This is a genomic window from Streptomyces sp. NPDC050528, from assembly GCF_044457795.1.
Classification (GTDB): domain Bacteria; phylum Actinomycetota; class Actinomycetes; order Streptomycetales; family Streptomycetaceae; genus Streptomyces.
The window spans coordinates 937,047-954,607 of record NZ_JBITHH010000001.1; the positions used below are offsets into that span (position 1 = coordinate 937,047).

Below are 17,561 nucleotides of genomic sequence, written 5' to 3' on the forward strand. Positions count from 1 at the left end.
AAGGGCCCCCCGGCCGCTTCCGCCGCGACCGGGGCGCGCTCAGCGCGCCCCGGGCAACGGATTGCCTGCGGTTACTTTTTGACCTGAACGCCGGTCAGGATCGGGTCGCCGTCCTGGGCGAACTTGACGCCCGAGACCTTCTCCGAGTAGCCCGCGTTGACCTTGTAGTACCAGAGCGGAATGCTCGGCATGTAGTTCACGAGCTGCTTCTCGATCGCCTGGTACTTCTTCACCGAGTCGTCCAGCGTGGCGGCGCTGTCGGCGGCGGCGATCTCACTGTCGATCGTCGCGTTGGAGAAGCCGCTCTGGTTGCCGTCCGACTTGCTGCCGTACAGGTCCCGGATGAAGTTGGCGTTCATCGGGAAGTCCAGCACCCAGCCCGAGCGGTACAGGGACTTGACCTCGTGCGCGTCACGGGCGTCGAGGTCGGCCTGGAAGTCGGCCTTCGGGTCGGTGCCGCACTTCACACCGGTGGCGTTGGTGATGGAGTTGCAGACCGCCTCCACCCACTCCTTGTGACCACCGTCGGTGTTGTACTGGATGGTGATGGAGTTGCCGGGAACGCCGCCACCCTCCTTGATGAGCGCCTTGGCCTTGGCCGGGTCGTACTTGGTGACGTCGCCCGCGGCGTTCGGCTGGTAGCCGAGGACGCCCTTGGCGACCCAGCCGGTGGCCGGCTCACGGGTGCCCTGGAGCACGGTCTTGGTGATCGTGTCGCGGTCGATCGCCATCGACAGACCCTGGAGGACCTTCGGGTTGATGTCCTTCCACTGCTTGGAGTAGAAGGCCGGCGCGATGGTCTGGATCGCGGAGTACGCCTGGTCGATCGCGCGGTCGCCGAGGTCCTGCTTGTAGACCGGCAGGTCCTTCGGGGCGACCTGGGTGATGACGTCGAGGTTGCCGGACTTCAGGTCCGCGTACGCCGTCTCCGGGGTGGAGTAGTTCTTGAAGACCACGCCACCGTTCTTCGCCGCGTTGGGGCCCTTGTAGTCAGGGTTCTTGGCGACCGTGATCGCCTTCTTGTGCTCCCAGCTGACGAACTTGTACGGGCCGTTGCCGACCGGCTTCTGACCGGCGGCGGCCGGGTCCTTGTAGAAGGACGCGGGCAGCGGCGAGAAGACCTCGTAACCCAGCTTGTAGATGAAGTAAGGAATCGCCTTCGACAACGTGATGGTGAAGGTGTTGTCGTCCACGACCTTCAGGCCGGAGAGCTCGGTGGCCTTGGGCTTGCCCTTGGCCGGCGCGACGTCGTCGTAGCCCGCGATGTCCGAGAACCAGAAGCTGTTGGTCTGCTTGTTGGCCGGGTTCGCGGCCCAGTTCCAGGCCTTGACGTAGGACTCGGAAGTGACGGGGGTGCCGTCGGTGAACTTCCAGCCGGACTTCAGCTTGACCGTGTAGGTCTTGCTGTCCTTGGTGTCGACGGACTGGGCGTTCATCATGACGATCTTGCCGGCGCTGTCGTAGTCCACCAGGCCGGTGAACAGCGACTTGATGACGATGCTGCCGTAGGACTCCATGGTGTTGGCCGGCTGCAGCGGGTTCTGCGGCTCGCCCGACTCGACCGTGAACGTGCCGTTCGGGTTGACCGCGGCCTTGGTGTCGCTCTTGCCGTCGTCGCTGCCACCACCGCAGGCGGTCGCCCCCAGTGCCACAACCGCCGCTATCGCGACCCACTTGGCACTCTTCGCACCGCGCATGGGCTCCTCCTTCAAGAATCCATAGGTTCACTGCACGGGACAGCACACGTCACAACACCGTCACCGGTGCCTGAAAATGTGTCGGTGCCCCCAGCGCTCGCGAGCCTGCGCCTCCTGTCGGCGCCCGACCCGTCGTACCCGAGCTCTACGCGCCTAACTATCTGCCATGAGCGAAGGCCGAACCACACTGCCAAGGTCTCGGTTCGATCACACCTGACGCGTACATCTTCCAAAATCCGGACAAAGGGTTTGGTGAAAGACCCCTGCGAAACGGACTTGTTACACACCTATCGGGCCTGAATGTCCGCATGCCGAACGCTCGCCCGGTGAAAATCCAGTTGCGGTTCTGCGAACGTTGTGCAATCAACAGGTCCATGTGCCGGGAGCATGCGACCGGCACTTCAGAGAGCATGGACAGGATCGCGCCAACGGCAGAGTAGTGCGGATGGACCCGCCTGTGCGGATTCCGGGCGAGGACAAGGGTTATCCCTGTATTCAGCCAACCTCGACCGAGCGGAATCCCCCCACGACCAGCTCGACCTCGAAGCCCTCCTCGTTCTCCAGGTAGGCGGCACAGTGGTCCGGGCCGCCCGCGTACGGATACCGGTCCGGGAACAGGGGAGCCCAGCCGTGCTTCGGCGCCGCCTCGACCAGCGCGTCGAGTTCGGCACGGCCGCCGCGCACATAGAAGGCCAGGTGGTTCAGCCCCGGCCGCATCCGGTCGTGCGCGGTGTCCGGGCGCAGCGCCGGCGACTGCTCGATCACGAGATACGTCTCCGCCATCCGCCAACTGCGCCCCGCCGCCCAGTGCTGGTACGGCGCGTAGCCGAGGCGCTCCAGCAGCCATCCCCACGATGCTTCGGACCGCTCCAGATCCGCGACCCACAGTTCGACGTGATGCAACAACGCCTGACACCTCCATAGTTGAGAACCCGTCAAGAATGCGCCCGGCCCCGCCGTCGCGCTTCACCGGGTGTGTCAGGCTGCCGCGGTGGTGGATCGATCGTTCGCGGACCCGTCCCTGGCCTCGCTGTACGACCAGCTCAATCCGTGGGGCGAGGGGGACGACTTCTGTCTGGAGCTGGTGATGTCCGCCGGGGCCGTGCTCGATGTCGGCTGCGGTACCGGACGGTTGCTGCGCACGGCCCGCCGCGACGGACATCCGGGGCGGCTCACCGGCATCGACCCCGCCGCCGCGATGCTCGTCCAGGCCCGCCGGCGGGAACCCGGCGTCGAGTGGGTGCTCGGGGATCTGCGGACCGTGCCCTGGCGCGGCGCCTTCGACCTCGTCGTGATGACCGGGCACGCCTTCCAAGTCCTCGTCGGCGACGAGGAGTTGAGGCTCGCGCTGCGCGCCGTCCGGACCGCCCTCGCGCCCGGCGGCCGGTTCGTCTTCGAGACCCGGAACCCGGCGGCCCGCGCCTGGGAGACCTGGACGCCCGACCGGGAGCGCCGTCTCACCGGCCCGGACGGCGAGGTCGTACGGGTGCGGCAGGAGGTCGAACTCCCTGTGCCCGGGGACCGGTTGACGTTCACCGAGACCTTCGAGGGCGCGTGCTGGCCGCGGCCGCGGGTCAGCCGGTCCACCCTGCGGTTCCTGGACCCGGCCGCCCTGTCCGGGTTCCTCACCGGGGCCGGACTGACGGTCGCCGAGCGGTACGGCGACTGGGACCGGAGTCCGTTCACCGCCGCGAGCCCCGAGATCGTCACCGTCGCCCGGCCCACGGACTGAGCCCGGGCACCCCGACTCGGGGGCGCCCGGGCTCAGTCGAGCTGTACCGGGGTGCGTCAGCCGTGCTTGGCGCGGCTCGCGGAGCGGCCGCGCTCCTTCTGGTCGAGGACGACCTTGCGGATACGGACGGCCTCCGGGGTCACCTCGACGCACTCGTCGTCGCGGCAGAACTCCAGGGACTGCTCCAGGGAGAGCTTGCGCGGCGGGACGATCGCCTCGAACGAGTCGGCGGCGGCCGAGCGCATGTTGGTGAGCTTCTTCTCCTTGGTGATGTTCACGTCCATGTCGTCGGCGCGCGAGTTCTCGCCGACGATCATGCCCTCGTACACCTCGGTGCCGGGGTCGGTGAACAGCACACCGCGCTCCTGGAGGTTCGTCATCGCGAACGCGGTGACGGCACCGGCGCGGTCGGCGACCAGCGAGCCGTTGTTACGGGTCGTCAGCACGCCGAACCACGGCTCGTGGCCCTCGTGGATGGAGTGGGCGATGCCCGTGCCGCGCGTCCCGGTGAGGAACTCGGTACGGAAGCCGATGAGACCGCGGGACGGGACGACGAACTCCAGGCGGACCCAACCCGAGCCGTGGTTGGACATGTTGTCCATCCGGCCCTTGCGGACGCCCATGAGCTGGGTGACCGCGCCCATGTGCTCCTCGGGCACGTCGATCGTCATGCGCTCGACGGGCTCGTACGTCTTGCCGTCGATCTGCTGGGTGACGACCTGCGGCTTGCCGATGGTCAGCTCGAAGCCCTCGCGGCGCATCTGCTCGACCAGGATGGCCAGCGCCAGCTCACCGCGGCCCTGCACCTCCCAGGCGTCGGGGCGCTCGGTGTCGAGGACGCGCAGCGAGACGTTACCGATCAGCTCGCGGTCCAGGCGGTCCTTGACCTGACGGGCCGTCACCTTGCGGTCCTTGACGGCCGCCTTCGCGGTGGCGCCCTTGCCGGTGCCGCCGCGGCCGACCAGCGGCGAGGTGTTCGTACCGATGGTCATGGAGATCGCCGGCTCGTCGACCGTGATCAGCGGCAGCGCGATCGGGTTCTCGGGGTCGGCGAGGGTCTCGCCGATCATGATGTCCGGGATACCGGCCACGGCGCAGATGTCACCGGGGCCCGCCATCTCGGCCGGCTTGCGGGTGAGCGCCTCGGTCATCAGCAGCTCGGTGATGCGCACGTTGGACATCGTGCCGTCGCGCTTGATCCACGTGACGGTCTGGCCCTTGCGCAGCTCGCCCTGCTCGACGCGGAGCAGCGCGATACGGCCGAGGAAGTTGTCGGCGTCCAGGTTGGTGACGTGCGCCTGGAGGGGGGCGGCCTCGTCGAACTCGGGGGCCGGGACGTGCGACAGGATCGTGGAGAAGAAGGGCTCCAGGTTGTCGCTGTCCTGCGGGACCGTGCCGTTCTCGGGCTTGGTCAGCGAGGCGACACCGTCACGCGCACACGCGTAGACGATGGGGAACTCGATCTGCTCCTCGTCCGCGTCCAGGTCCAGGAACAGGTCGTACGTCTCGTTGACGACCTCGTCGATCCGGGAGTCGGGGCGGTCCGTCTTGTTGATGCAGAGGATGACGGGCAGGCGCTGCTGGAGCGCCTTGCGCAGCACGAAGCGGGTCTGGGGCAGCGGGCCCTCGGACGCGTCGACGAGCAGCACCACCGCGTCCACCATCGACAGACCGCGCTCGACCTCGCCACCGAAGTCGGCGTGGCCCGGGGTGTCGATGATGTTGATGGTGATGACGTCGCCGCCATCCTTCGGGTGGTACTTCACGGCCGTGTTCTTGGCCAGGATCGTGATGCCCTTCTCACGCTCCAGATCGTTCGAGTCCATCATTCGGTCGTCGAGCGATTCGGCGGCGTGCGCGGCGAAGGCACCGGCCTGCTTCAGCATGGCGTCGACGAGGGTCGTCTTCCCGTGGTCGACGTGGGCGACGATGGCGACGTTGCGGATGTCGTGGCGCGTGGCCATATTGCGGCGAACTCCCGGAGAGTGAGGAAGGCCTGCGCGTACGTCTGTGTTACGCGGACCCTGCCGGGCTGGACACGCCACGGCCTTACCCCATCGTACGTGGCGTATGGGGAAGGGGCCTCCGCAGGGCCTTACCGGCGACGCCGGGACCGGATCAGACGGGTTCGGTCGCGGGGGAACCGGCCGGGCACAGGCGCCGGGCCGCGGCCAGCCCGGCGTCCTCGTCCGAGGGCTCCGAGCAGGGCAGGAACCCCACGCCGACCGTCTCCCAGGTCCGCACCCGGCCCCGCACCGGCAGGGTGGCCCCGCAGGTATAAGTGAAGTCGGCCTCAACCAGGCTGATCGACCCCCAGGCGTAGTACGCGCCCTCCAGGTCCCCGGTGTCCGCGAAGTACTCCGACGGCTCGGGCCGCACCACCTCCGACGGATCGGCCAGCGGCTCGTCCACCTTCAGCCGCTCGCCCAGCGCCGTGACCACGCGGGCCGCGCGGACTCCCCTGGGCACAGGGGAGACGACGACCCGGTAGACGGTGTCACCGACGGGCTTGAGGTGCGACTCGTAGTGCTCGGTCCCCTTGGGGAAGGTGACCGGGTCCGCGAGCGCGGTCAGCTCCTGCGACCGCCGGACCCCGGACCACTGGTACGTCCCGTTCCCACAGATCGTGGCCGCCCCGGCGGCGTCCCGGCCGTCATCGGTGGCCACGGCTCCGCAGCCGGCCGTCGCCAACATCATCACCGTGACCGTCGCAGCCCAGCTTCGCATCGCCCGCCCCGCTCCCCCGTACGACAACCGCCGCCCCGCAACCAGGTGCGGGACGGCGGCCGTGCTCGTCATGTACGCACGATGTTAGTCCTTGGTCGGGCTCGCCGAGGGGTGGGCGCCCTTCTTCAGGAAGCCCATGTCCTCGTAGACCGGTGTCTGGAAGCCGAACGAGCCCGCGTTGACGATGGTCCTGCGGGCGGCCGTGAGCTGGGGGCGCTGGTAGAGGGGGATCGAGCCGGCCGCCGCCCAGATGCGGGCGTCGGCCTTGCGGACCAGGGCGGCGGACTCGTCCTGGTCGAGGGTGGAAGCGGCCTGGTCGAAGAGCTGGTCGACCTGGTCGGTGCCGACGCGGGTGTAGTTCTGCTCGACGTTGAGGGAGCCGTCCGCGGCCGGGACCGGCTTGGCGAAGATCGGACGGGCGTCGGTGGCGGGGTAGGCGGACGCGGGCCAGGAGTAGAGGGCGAGGTCGTACTGGCCGGACGCGATGTGGTCCTTGAAGTAGCTGTCGTCGGAGACCTTGGTGATCTCCGTGCGGATGCCGACCTTCTCCAGCATCCGGGAGATGCTGTCGGCGACCGCGCCCAGCGACTCCGAACCGGTACCGGACGGGAGCACGAAGCGGAGGGTGAGCGGCTTGCCGTCCTTGGCGAGCGGCCCGTTCTTCGCGCCGGCCGGGGCCGCCGTGCCCTTCGGGGCGTACGCGCCGGGCGCCCCGCCCTGCTTCACCTTGCGCCCGTCGTACTGCTTGCCGTCGGCGAGGTGCCTGGAGCTCTCGTCCCCGTGTCCGTGCTTCTTGGTGTGGTCCTGCGGGTCCTTGTTGTCCTCGCCGACGATGTACTGCCCGTCGGAACCGCCCTCGGACTCGGCCTCGTCGTCGGACTTCTTGCCCTCGGAACCGGCGGCCTTCTCGCCCTTGTCCTTGAGCGGACCGCCGGGCACCCACCCGGCGTCGGCGAGCAGCGCCTGCGCCTCCGAGGTGTCGTGGTCGCCGAGCGCACCGCTGTTGTCGGCGTACGCGGCCTGCCCGGAGAGCGCGAGGTGACTGCCGACCGGCACGGCGGGCAGGCCGAGCGGCTTGAGGACGACCTTCGCCAGCTCGGTGCGGTCGAGCGCGCGGGCCACCGCACGCCGGACGCGCTCGTCGCGGAGGGGGCCCTCGGAGCCGTTCAGCGCGAGCTGTGTGTACGCGGGCTCAAGGGAGCGGCGGACGATGAAGGCACGCAACTCGTCCTGCTGGCGCAGGAACTTGGCGAGCGCCTTGCGCTCCTTCTTGCCGAGCTTCTTCTTCTGCCGGCTCTCGTTCTTGCTCTCGTCCTTGGCCGTGGAGCTCGAACTCGCGCCCTGGAGCGGGGTGTTCGTCCCCTTCGCCCGGCCCGCGAGGGCGATCCGGCTCGCGTCGGCGGGGTCGATCTCGGCCAGGTCGACCGTGCCGTCGGCGAGCGCGGCGGCCCGCTTGTCGAGCGGTACGGCGTGCAGCACGATCTCGGAGAGCTTCGCGGGCCGGCCCCACCAGTGCGGGTTGCGGGCTAGGACGATCTCCTTGTCCTTGCGGTCGACCTTCTGCAGACCGAACGCGCCGGCGGTGACCTTCAGCTTGCGGCGCGCGCCGTCGTTGAAGGCGTCCGGGGTGCCCATGACGTCCTTGGGGTACAGCGGCGAGAACAGCGCCTTCCAGTCGGCGTACGGCCTGCTGAAAGTGACCTTGACCTCAAGGTTGTTGGCGCCGCGCTCGATCTTCTCGATGCGGTCGTAGCCGGCGTTGCGCGCGGTCCAGTACGCGGAGTCCTTGCCGGACAGGGCGCGCCACTGGGCGGCGAAGTCGGCGGCGCCGATCTCCCGGCCGTCGCTCCACACGGCCTGCTGGTCCAGCTTGTAGAGGACGACCTGCTTGGGCTCGGTGTCGACGACCTTCGCGGACTCCAGGAAGTCGGCGTCCCGCTGCGGGCGTCCCTGGGCGTCGAGCCGGAACATCGCGGGCAGCACGGCCTGGGCGACCCGGGTGGTGGTGTCGTCGGCGTCCGACTGGAACGTGTTGAGGGTCTCCGGCACGTCGTCCACGGCCCAGTTCAGGGTGCCGCCGTCGGCGACCAGGTCACGGCCGGCCGGCGCGATGTCCTGCCCGGCCAACGGCTTGCCCGATTCATCCTCGGAACTGCAGGCCGCGAGGGTGGTCACCGCGAGCGCGCCCGCGGTGAGGAAGGCGACCGAGCGCATGACCGCGCGCAGTCTGACGCCGTCGTGGGACATCACTGCTACCTCCGGTAAGCCGCGGGACTTCTGATCACTTATGGGCGTATATGGAGCTGATCAGATCTTTGCGGCCACTGAAGAGGAAACGGTTCGGCCATGAAGGGCGACACGGCGAGGGGCGCCGGGAAGCCCACCCGTGCGGCGCAATGTTCGAATCTGCCCCCGTACACACCAACGCACCCCGGCCAATCCGTGCACACCGCTTCCCACCGGTAGGTGTGACGCGCAACACTCGCAGGCGCATGAACGTTGCCGTCCAGGGCCGACGCCCGCGGAAGTGAGGTCACGTCATGTCCGTGCACGACGAACTGACGTCAGTCCAGCGCTGTCTCGACGACCTGTTCAGGTCGGTGGGACGGCTGGAGAACCAATTCGGCAGCGGCGGCCTGGAAATGCGCAGGGTCAAGGCCGACGCCGACCGGCTGCGCGAGAGCGTCGCGCTGCTGCGCGACGCCGCACCAAAGATCGAGCGCCCCCGGCGCCCCGATCTCGTCCCCATCTCCGACGCCCCGTACGACAAGAGCCTGTGGACGGACACGGACGACGAGGGACTCGGCGCCCACCACGGCCCCGGCCACTGAGGCGTCCCCAGCAACCGACCGGAGTCTTCAAGTTGGCCACTGGTACGGAACCCCAACAGAAGAGCGGCGGCGTCCACACCGGGACGCGCGCCGCGATCGACGCCCCGCATCTGCGGACCGACCGCTGGTGGCTGGCCCCGGCCGTCACCGCCGCCGGACTGCTGGCCTTCGTCGTCTACTCGACCTGGCGGGCCTTCGCGGACTCGAACTACTACGCGGCGCCCTATGTCTCGCCGTTCTACTCACCCTGTCTGGCCGACCGGTGCAGAACCATGCACGCCGGCCCGAACGCCGACCTGTTCGGGAGCTGGTGGGGCATCTCCCCCGCCATCATCATCCTGATCTTCCCGCTCGGCTTCCGCCTGACCTGCTACTACTACCGCAAGGCCTACTACCGCGGCTTCTGGGCCTCTCCCCCGGCCTGCGCGGTGGCCGAGCCGCACAAGAAGTACAGCGGTGAGACCCGCTTCCCGCTGATCCTGCAGAACGTCCACCGGTACTTCTTCTACGCGGCGCTCCTGGTGGCGGGCACGCTGACCTACGACACCGTGCTGACCTTCCGCGACGAGCACTACCACTGGGGCCACATGGGCCTGGGCACCCTCGTCTTCGTGGCCAACATCGTGCTGATCTGGGCGTACACCCTCTCCTGCCACTCCTGCCGGCACATCGTCGGCGGCAAGCTCAAGCACTTCTCCAAGCATCCCGTGCGCTACAAGGCGTGGAAGTTCGTCGGGAAGCTGAACAACCGTCACATGCAGCTGGCCTGGGCGTCGTTGATCAGCGTCGCGGCTGCCGACTTCTACGTGTACCTGGTCGCCTCCGGCGCTTTCAACGATCCGAGGTTCTTCTGATATGTCCGTGGTCGAGCGACAGGAGTGGGACGTCGTCGTGGTCGGTGCCGGTGGCGCGGGCCTCCGGGCCGCCATCGAGGCGCGCGAGCGCGGTGCCCGTACGGCGGTGATCTGCAAGTCGCTGTTCGGCAAGGCCCATACGGTGATGGCCGAGGGCGGCATCGCGGCGGCGATGGCCAACGTCAACGAGCACGACAACTGGCAGGTCCACTTCCGCGACACCCTGCGCGGCGGCAAGTTCCTCAACCAGTGGCGCATGTCGGAGCTGCACGCGAAGGAAGCCCCGGACCGGGTCTGGGAGTTGGAGACCTGGGGCGCCCTCTTCGACCGTACGAAGGACGGCAAGATCTCGCAGCGGAACTTCGGCGGCCACGAGTACCCGCGCCTCGCCCACGTCGGCGACCGTACGGGACTTGAGCTGATCCGCACGCTCCAGCAGAAGATCGTGTCGCTCCAGCAGGAGGACCACAAGGAGACCGGCGACTACGAGTCCCGCCTGAAGGTCTATCAGGAGTGCACTGTCACAAGGGTGTTGAAGGACGGCAGCCGAGTCTCGGGGGTCTTCGCCTACGAGCGCGAGACGGGCCGTTTCCTCGTCCTGGAGGCGCCCTCCGTGGTGATCGCGACGGGCGGGATCGGCAAGTCCTTCAAGGTGACGTCGAATTCGTGGGAGTACACGGGCGACGGCCACGCGCTGGCACTCCTCGCCGGAGCCCCTCTGCTCAACATGGAGTTCGTGCAGTTCCACCCGACCGGCATGGTCTGGCCGCCGTCCGTGAAGGGCATCCTCGTCACCGAGTCGGTGCGCGGTGACGGCGGGGTGCTGCGCAACTCCGAGGGCAAGCGGTTCATGTTCGACTACATCCCCGACGTCTTCAAGGAGAAGTACGCCGAGTCGGAGGCCGAGGGCGACCGCTGGTACGAGGACCCCGACACCAACCGCCGTCCCCCCGAACTGCTCCCCCGCGACGAGGTCGCCCGCGCCATCAACTCCGAGGTGAAGGCGGGCCGCGGCTCACCGCACGGCGGGGTCTTCCTGGACGTGTCGACGCGGATGCCGGCGGAGGTCATCCGGCGCCGACTCCCGTCCATGTACCACCAGTTCAAGGAGCTGGCCGACGTCGACATCACGGCCGAGGCGATGGAGGTCGGGCCGACCTGTCACTACGTGATGGGCGGCATCGCGGTCGACTCGGACACCGCGGCGGCACGCGGAGTGGAGGGCCTGTTCGCGGCCGGCGAGGTGGCCGGCGGCATGCACGGCTCCAACCGGCTGGGCGGCAACTCCCTTTCCGATCTCCTGGTGTTCGGCCGCCGGGCGGGCTGGCACGCGGCGGACCACGCGGCGGACCTGGCGGACAGCCGCCCGCTGGTGGACGACACGGAGGTCGACCTGGCGGCGGCGGAGGCCCTGCGCCCGTTCTCGGCGGAGGGCCCGGAACCGGGCCAGGAGAACGGCCGCACGCCCGAGAACCCGTACACCCTCCATCAGGAACTCCAGCAGACCATGAACGACCTCGTCGGCATCATCCGCCGCCAGGGCGAGATGGAACAGGCGCTGGAGAAACTGGCGGATCTTCGAGTACGGGCCCGCAGGGCGGGAGTTGAGGGGCACCGGCAGTTCAACCCGGGCTGGCATCTCGCGCTGGACCTGCGGAACATGCTGCTGGTGAGCGAGTGCGTGGCCCGGGCGGCCCTGGAACGCACCGAGTCACGCGGCGGACACACCCGCGAGGACCACCCCGGCATGAACCGCGACTGGCGCCGCATCAACCTGATCTGCCAACTCACCCACCCCAACGGCGGGTTGGCGGCCGCGGACCCGGTGTCCGGCCAGATCAGCCTGACCCGCGAGACGACCGAACCCATCCGCGCCGACCTGCTCGCCCTCTTCGAGAAGGAAGAGCTGGTCAAGTACCTCGCCGAAGAGGAGCTCTACGAGTGAGCAGCTACGAGGCCCGCTTCAAGGTGTGGCGGGGGGACGTCGAAGGCGGCGGCCTGGAGGACTACAAGGTCGAGGTCAACGACGGCGAGGTGATCCTCGACATCATCCACCGCATCCAGGCCACCCAGGCCTCCGACCTCGCCGTGCGCTGGAACTGCAAGGCGGGCAAGTGCGGTTCGTGCTCGGCGGAGATCAACGGACGTCCCCGGCTGATGTGCATGACCCGCATGTCGACGTTCACCCGCGAGGAGACGATCACCGTCACACCGCTCCGCGCCTTCCCCGTCGTCCGCGACCTCGTCACGGACGTCGGCTTCAACTACCAGAAGGCCAGGGAGGTTCCGGCGTTCGTACCGCCGGAGGGGGTCGCGGCCGGCGAGTACCGGATGATGCAGGAGGACGTCGACCGCTCGCAGGAGTTCCGCAAGTGCATCGAGTGCTTCCTGTGCCAGGACACCTGCCATGTCGTGCGCGACCACGAGGAGAACAAGACGGCGTTCGCCGGTCCCCGATTCCTCATGCGGGTCGCGGAGTTGGACATGCACCCGCTGGACGCGGCGGCCCAGAGCGGCCTGGACCGGAAGAAGACCGCCCAGGACGAGCACGGCCTCGGCTACTGCAACATCACCAAGTGCTGCACCGAGGTCTGCCCCGAGGGCATCCACATCACGGACAACGCGCTGATTCCCTTGAAGGAAAGGGCAGTTGACCGCAAGTACGACCCGTTGGTGTGGCTGGGGTCGAAGATCAGGAGGCGTTCTCCAGAAAGCTGAGGGCCAGACCGAGGTGGTGCTCGGCGATGCCGCGCATGAACTCCGGGTCGTGGAAGTCCCCGACGTCGAGCAGACGCAGGGGACCCGCCACGAGGGAGAGATGCGTGGCCAGCCGGTAGAGACGCAGGCGGTCCTCGTCCAGACCCTCGGTGCGTTCGGCGTCTTCGGTGCGCAGGGCGTCGTAGTGGTGCCCGAAGCGCTGGCGGAGGAAGACGTGTTCCCACTCGGCGTCGAAGTACATCAGGCCTTCGATGTCGATGAGGGCGAGGTCGCCGTCGGGGGTCACGCGGACGTGGTCGGGGCCGAGTTCGCCGTGGATGAGGGCGGGGGGTTCGGCGCGGGGCTGGACTTGCGCGGCCAACGTCCGTATCGCCTCGGCCAGTTGGGGGTGGGCTGCTGCCGCTCGTGGGTCGCGTGCGGGTAGCTCGTCGAGGTCGCTCTGGGCCCGTTCCACTACGACCGCCTCGCACGAACCGCCGTACGAGGAACCGCCGTTGTCGACGACCGCGACCTTCCCGAAGCGCGGTCCGGTGCACGCGTGCAGGGTGTCGAGCAGGGCCGCCATCCGCTCCAGCGCGTCCGCCTTCGCTACGGCGGGCAGGTCGCCGTTCAGCAGGTCCTCCAGGCTGCCGCCCGGGAGGTCCTCGACGAGCGCCACGTCCGCCGGGAGGTGGGTGTGCGTGTTGTCGGCGTGGAGGAGGCGGGGGGCGCGGACGCCGGCTGCGGCGAGGCGGTTCGCGGCCGCGGTGAAGAGGGGGAGGCCGGAGGCGTGGGAGAAGGGGTCACGGGGGTCTGCGGGGCCGGCGTCCCAGAGGTCCTCGTCCGGGGACCAGACGTAGGCCACGGCGGTCGAACGGTCCTGGAAGGTGAGGCGGTAGACACCCTTTTTCGAGCCGCCCCGGAGACGGGTGACGTCGGTCAGGGTGTGGCCGAGGGCGCGGGCGAAGGGAGACAGGTCGGTGGGGGTGAGGGTCTTGCGGGTGGCGGTCATCGGGGTGCGGGGCACTGTGCGCGCCACTGGATCGCACAGCCGAGGGCGATCAGGGCGAGCGCGGTCACGCCACCCGCGTCGCCCAGGGCAAGGGAACTCGCCCACCAGCGCAGGGAGATGCCCGTCGCCATGCCGGACGCGAAGACCAGTTGCCCGTAACCCCACAACTCCGGCCGTACGACCCGGCCTTGCATCGTCGGCAGCATACGGCCGGTTGTCACCGCGACGACTCCGCTCACGGCCACCAGCGCACAGGCCACCGCGGCCAGTCCCGTCCACACCATCGCCCACCCCCATCGGACCTGGCCGATCATCGCACCCCGGGCTCTGAACAGCGCGGTATTTTCAGGGAACTTGAGCGTGCGCCCAGTGCTCAGCGCACCCAGCCCTCCCGGTACGCCGTCCAGTCCGCCTCCGTCGCCGCGAAGTCGACGTACAGGGCGACGCCGAAGTTCGTACGCTGCGCGTCCGTGCGGGACAGGCCGAGGCGTACGCCGCGTACGGCGGCGGGGACGGTCTCGGCGGCGCCGCGGTGGCCGAAGCGGTTCTCGTGGAAGAAGGGCAGGCCCATGAGGAGGTCGGTGTCGTCCGGGGTGACCTCCAGGGCGAGGGAGGTCTGTTGGGCGACGTAGCCGCCGTAGAGGCTCTGGAGGGGTTGCATCGTGTCGTACGACATGACGGCGATCTGGTCGACGCGGCGGGCGACCTGGCCGAAGTACGCCTGCGACCACCACTTGGGGTGGTTGGTGACGGTGCCCCAGAAGGAGTGGAAGGCGGGGAGCGGGTCTATCTGGTGGGCGGCGACGGAGAGTTGGGCGTGGTGGGCCTGCGTGACCTCGTGGAGTCGGTCGAGGAGGTCGAGGTAGTTCGCGTCGCCGGAGTGGAGGGGTTCCAGGTCGAAGTGGGCGCCGTCGAAGCCGGCGGCGAGGATCTGGCGGGTCGAGGCGACGATGGCGGTACGGGTCGCGGGGTTCTGCAGGCGCAGGCCGTCCGGGCTCTCGGTGGCGAGCTTGTCCCCCAGCCAGGCCTGTACCCGAACCCCGGGCAGCTCCCTGTGCACGGACTCGATCAACCACGCCGCCCTCGGATAGTCCGACTCGGGGAGGGTGCCGTCGTGCTCCAGGGGGCCTGAATGGACGTACAGGTCGCGGATACCGGTGCGCTTCAGCCGACCGGCGAGCGCGGTGAAGTCGGCGTCGGTTTTACGACCGTCCACCCAGGCGTGGCCGAGCCAGATCGCGTCCTTGCTCCGGGTGTACGTCCCGTCGGCGAGGTCACCGGCGTAATTGAGCCGAAGGGCGGCCTCCGCACCGAGGAGGGGCAGCACCAGGGCAAGCACAAGACCGAGGACACTCCGCCGAACCCACTTCGCTCCCCCACCCCGCCCACCCGTACTACTTTCGTCGTCGGGTGCGGGTGGCCCTTGTGGGGGTACAGCGCCATCGGCGGCCGCAGGCACATCGGTCACCACGGGCGCACCCACCCCAGACTCCGGATCACCTGACGCACGCCCGGCAGGGGCAACGGCCTCAGCGGAGTCGGTCCCCACAGACCCGCCCGAACCCACAGACCCGCCCGAACCCACAGACCCGCCCGAACCCACAGACCCGCCCGAACCCACAGACCCGCCCGAACCCACAGACCCGCCGGTCGCTTTGCTCCCGGCGTGCTTCCCGGCCTCTGGTTCCCCCGGCGCAACTCCGTCGCCGGCCACTGAAAGGACCTCGGGGTCCCCCTCCTTGGTCTCCGGTCGGGCTACCGCGTCCCCTTTCCCCGCCTTCGGATCTACCGGCGCTCCCGCCATCCCGGCCTCGGAATCCACCGACGCCTCCGTCTCCCCAGGCTCAGGCCCCGCCAACGCTCTCGTCTTCTCGGCTCCAGAACCCGCAGACACATCGGCCACCCCGCCCTCGGAACCCGCAGACACGTCCGCCTCTCCGTCCTCGGGACCCACCGACACGTCCGCCTCTCCGTCCTCGGGACCCACCGACACCGGCGGCTCGCCGATCTCGGAACCCGCCGACGCACTCGCCTCCCCAGCCTCAGGACCCGCCGACATCCCCGAACCGACCGCAGCCTCCCCGGCCTCCGCCCCCGCAGACGCGTCCCCCTCGCCGATCACCAGCTCAGCCGGCGCCTCCCCTTCACCCGTTCCGGCCCCCGCACCCATCCCCGCGCCCCCAACCTGCCCCATCCCGGAACCACCCCTCCCGATAGCCGCACCCCCGCACCTCACACCCCCCACTCACCCCCAGGTCCCACCCCCGCCCCACCCCGGTCGCGCGCCCGCATTCCTGCTCATACGCTCCGAAATGTGACGTCATCCTTGATACGGGGCCGACCGCGGCGCGGGACCTCCCACATATCCGTGCGGGTGGTGCATGCCGTGTTGGGTGGGGCGGCCGGGGTCGTGTGGCTGGTGTTGCCGGTGATGACGATCAATGCGGAGGCTCCGGTTGCGGCGACGAGGGCCGGGCCCGTCGCGGGCACCGCCGCGCAGGACACCGAGGGCAGCACATACGCCGCCACCCAGGACCTCGGACGAAGCGCATCCACCCCCGCACAAGACACCGACCTCAGCACACCCCCCACCCCCCAGCACGCCGAAGCCAGCACCTCCGGCGCCGACCTCGTCCTCCCCCTCGTCGCCCTCGGCGGAGTGGTCGTCCTCGCGGGGTACGGGTATGTGCGCCGTACCCGTAGGGCCCGTACCCGTACGACCCCCGGTGTCGGTGTCGTGTCACCCCAACCCCCCGCCACCCCGCTCCCCGTACTGGAACGCCAGGCCGGTGCCGCCCTCGTCCAAGCCGACGACTGCTTGCGTACGAGCCGTGAGGAACTCGCCTTTGCCGAGGCCCGGTTCGGGGACGTGGCCGTCGGATCGTTCGTACGGGCCCTGCGCGAAGCCGAGCGTGAACTCTCCGCCGCCTTCGCGATACGCCTGCGCTACGAGCATGGGGTACCGGACGAAGAAACCGGCCGGCGGCAAGCCCTCGCCGGGATCGTCGGGCGGTGTGCCGAAGCCGGGCGTCGGTTGGACGCGGAGGCGCCTGCGTTCGATCAACTCCGGGCGTTGGAGCGGGAGATGAACGACGCCCTCGGCGTCGCGGAGGCGCGGTTCCGGGAACTGGCCGGACGTACAGGGGGCGTCGACGCCACGCTCGACCACCTGAACACGCACTACCCGGCCACCGCGACCACCCCCGTCACCGGATACGTCGAACAGGCCAAGGACCGGCTCGTGTTCGCCACCACTCATCTCAACCAGGCCCGCCAGGCAGCCGACTTGGACCACACCGGCGAAGCCATCCGCTCCCTCCGTGCCGCCGAAGGTGCCATCAGTCAGGCCGACGTCCTCCTCAACGACGTCGACCGCCTCGCCAACTCCCTCGCCGCCGCTACCGAGTTGCTGCCCGCCACCCTCACCGGCGCCGAAGCCGCGATCGCACGGGCAACCAACGAACCCGCACCGGGACACCTCCACGCCCAAGCCGCCCACACCGCCCGCGCCACCCTCGCCGTCGTACGAGACGAACTCACCGGCGACGACCCCTACGACCCCCTCGACGCCCTGCGCCGTATCGTCCGAGCCCTGTCGCCGTTGGGCGCGGGGCGCGACGGAGTCCTCGGTGTCGCCGCCTGGCTCGTCGCGCGGAGCGACCTCGGGTCGGCGGACGGTTTCGTGGCGACGCACCGAGGTGCCGTGGGCGTAGCAGCCCGCACCCGGCTGGCCGAGGCGGAACCGCTGCTCACCACCGACCCCGCCGCAGCCGACGTATGCGCCCTGGAGGCCCGGGAATTGGCCGAGCAGGACGTCCGCGTCCACGGGAACCCGTACGCCGGTACCGCCGAAGAGCACACCAGCGGGGTCGGCGGGGCGGTCCTCGGCGGGATCCTGCTGGGCGAGGACCCGGACGGCGGCCCGCCCCTCGCCTTCGGCGGACCGGACACCCGGAAACGCCGGGGCCTCCCGCCGACGTAGAACAACACCACAGTCGGCACCAGCGGGCC

The 17,561-nt window shown here is 69.4% G+C and carries 14 protein-coding genes; 6 read left to right on the plus strand and 8 right to left on the minus strand.

Translation table 11 applies throughout. The features are described from left to right. Positions 1-71: 71 nt before the first annotated feature. Entirely contained in the window at positions 72-1,697 is a 1,626-nt protein-coding gene (locus ACIBK4_RS04295; RefSeq protein ID WP_398991933.1) for an ABC transporter substrate-binding protein, read from the minus strand. A 495-nt stretch (positions 1,698-2,192) separates the two neighbouring features. After that, positions 2,193-2,600 carry a VOC family protein gene (locus tag ACIBK4_RS04300; RefSeq protein WP_398991935.1) on the minus strand — a complete coding sequence of 136 codons (408 nt, stop codon included), beginning with the start codon at positions 2,598-2,600 and terminating at the stop codon, positions 2,193-2,195. An 88-nt stretch (positions 2,601-2,688) separates the two neighbouring features. Here ACIBK4_RS04300 and ACIBK4_RS04305 point away from each other — a divergent pair, with 88 nt between their 5' ends. Further along, the gene (locus ACIBK4_RS04305) at positions 2,689-3,429 is read left to right on the plus strand and encodes a class I SAM-dependent methyltransferase (protein WP_398991937.1); all 741 of its coding nucleotides are present in this window, start codon (positions 2,689-2,691) and stop codon (positions 3,427-3,429) included. A gap of 56 nt (positions 3,430-3,485) precedes the next feature. Here the strand turns inward: ACIBK4_RS04305 and typA are convergent, their stop codons facing one another. The 3 genes from typA to ACIBK4_RS04320 form a co-directional block, all read right to left on the minus strand. Further along, the gene (typA, locus tag ACIBK4_RS04310; RefSeq protein WP_398991939.1) at positions 3,486-5,393 is read right to left on the minus strand and encodes a translational GTPase TypA; all 1,908 of its coding nucleotides are present in this window, start codon (positions 5,391-5,393) and stop codon (positions 3,486-3,488) included. Positions 5,394-5,547: 154 nt separating this feature from the next. Continuing rightward, complete coding sequence (locus ACIBK4_RS04315) at positions 5,548-6,228, minus strand: hypothetical protein (protein WP_398991941.1); 681 nt, start codon at positions 6,226-6,228, stop codon at positions 5,548-5,550. A 12-nt stretch (positions 6,229-6,240) separates the two neighbouring features. Beyond that, positions 6,241-8,403, minus strand: coding sequence for an ABC transporter family substrate-binding protein (locus ACIBK4_RS04320; RefSeq protein ID WP_398991943.1), 2,163 nt, complete (start codon positions 8,401-8,403; stop codon positions 6,241-6,243). Between the two features lie 293 nt (positions 8,404-8,696). Between ACIBK4_RS04320 and ACIBK4_RS04325 the strand changes: the two genes are divergently transcribed. Genes ACIBK4_RS04325 through ACIBK4_RS04340 form a run of 4 tightly spaced genes read left to right on the plus strand, consistent with a single transcriptional unit; the run spans position 8,697 to position 12,559 of the window. Beyond that, the gene (locus tag ACIBK4_RS04325) at positions 8,697-8,987 is read left to right on the plus strand and encodes a hypothetical protein (RefSeq protein WP_398991945.1); all 291 of its coding nucleotides are present in this window, start codon (positions 8,697-8,699) and stop codon (positions 8,985-8,987) included. A gap of 32 nt (positions 8,988-9,019) precedes the next feature. Further along, entirely contained in the window at positions 9,020-9,841 is an 822-nt protein-coding gene (locus ACIBK4_RS04330) for a hypothetical protein (protein ID WP_398991947.1), read from the plus strand. 1 nt (position 9,842) lies between these two features. Continuing rightward, a complete protein-coding gene (locus ACIBK4_RS04335; protein WP_398991949.1) occupies positions 9,843-11,786 on the plus strand; it encodes a fumarate reductase/succinate dehydrogenase flavoprotein subunit in 1,944 nt (647 codons plus the stop codon). Beyond that, positions 11,783-12,559, plus strand: a complete 777-nt coding sequence (locus ACIBK4_RS04340; RefSeq protein WP_398991951.1) for a succinate dehydrogenase/fumarate reductase iron-sulfur subunit — start codon at positions 11,783-11,785, stop codon at positions 12,557-12,559. The genes ACIBK4_RS04335 and ACIBK4_RS04340 overlap by 4 nt, the downstream gene beginning before the upstream one ends. Here the strand turns inward: ACIBK4_RS04340 and ACIBK4_RS04345 are convergent. The 3 genes from ACIBK4_RS04345 to ACIBK4_RS04355 all read right to left on the minus strand — a co-directional run bounded on the left by ACIBK4_RS04345 (position 12,534) and on the right by ACIBK4_RS04355 (position 15,099). After that, on the minus strand, positions 12,534-13,550 hold the full coding sequence (locus ACIBK4_RS04345) for a phosphotransferase family protein (protein ID WP_398991953.1): 1,017 nt from the start codon (positions 13,548-13,550) through the stop codon (positions 12,534-12,536). The two genes, ACIBK4_RS04340 and ACIBK4_RS04345, sit on opposite strands and share 26 nt — an antisense overlap. Then, positions 13,547-13,834: a hypothetical protein gene (locus tag ACIBK4_RS04350; protein WP_398991955.1), complete on the minus strand. Its 288-nt coding sequence runs from the start codon at positions 13,832-13,834 to the stop codon at positions 13,547-13,549. Before ACIBK4_RS04350 ends, ACIBK4_RS04345 begins: the two co-directional genes overlap by 4 nt. 89 nt (positions 13,835-13,923) lie before the next feature. Continuing rightward, on the minus strand, positions 13,924-15,099 hold the full coding sequence (locus ACIBK4_RS04355) for a hypothetical protein (RefSeq protein WP_398991957.1): 1,176 nt from the start codon (positions 15,097-15,099) through the stop codon (positions 13,924-13,926). Positions 15,100-15,936: 837 nt separating this feature from the next. Here ACIBK4_RS04355 and ACIBK4_RS04360 point away from each other — a divergent pair. Beyond that, complete coding sequence (locus tag ACIBK4_RS04360; protein ID WP_398992941.1) at positions 15,937-17,532, plus strand: hypothetical protein; 1,596 nt, start codon at positions 15,937-15,939, stop codon at positions 17,530-17,532. Positions 17,533-17,561: the final 29 nt, after the last annotated feature.

Excerpts from the sequence above, each read along its gene's own strand:
- ACIBK4_RS04335 (WP_398991949.1), top strand. The coding sequence starts at position 9,843 with ATGTCCGTGGTCGAGCGACAGGAGTGGGACGTCGTCGTGGTCGGTGCC.
- ACIBK4_RS04345 (WP_398991953.1), bottom strand. The coding sequence starts at position 13,550 with ATGACCGCCACCCGCAAGACCCTCACCCCCACCGACCTGTCTCCCTTC.
- ACIBK4_RS04350 (WP_398991955.1), bottom strand. The coding sequence starts at position 13,834 with ATGGTGTGGACGGGACTGGCCGCGGTGGCCTGTGCGCTGGTGGCCGTG.
- ACIBK4_RS04315 (WP_398991941.1), bottom strand. The coding sequence starts at position 6,228 with ATGACGAGCACGGCCGCCGTCCCGCACCTGGTTGCGGGGCGGCGGTTG.
- ACIBK4_RS04295 (WP_398991933.1), bottom strand. The coding sequence starts at position 1,697 with ATGCGCGGTGCGAAGAGTGCCAAGTGGGTCGCGATAGCGGCGGTTGTG.
- ACIBK4_RS04320 (WP_398991943.1), bottom strand. The coding sequence starts at position 8,403 with ATGTCCCACGACGGCGTCAGACTGCGCGCGGTCATGCGCTCGGTCGCC.
- typA (WP_398991939.1), bottom strand. The coding sequence starts at position 5,393 with ATGGCCACGCGCCACGACATCCGCAACGTCGCCATCGTCGCCCACGTC.
- ACIBK4_RS04325 (WP_398991945.1), top strand. The coding sequence starts at position 8,697 with ATGTCCGTGCACGACGAACTGACGTCAGTCCAGCGCTGTCTCGACGAC.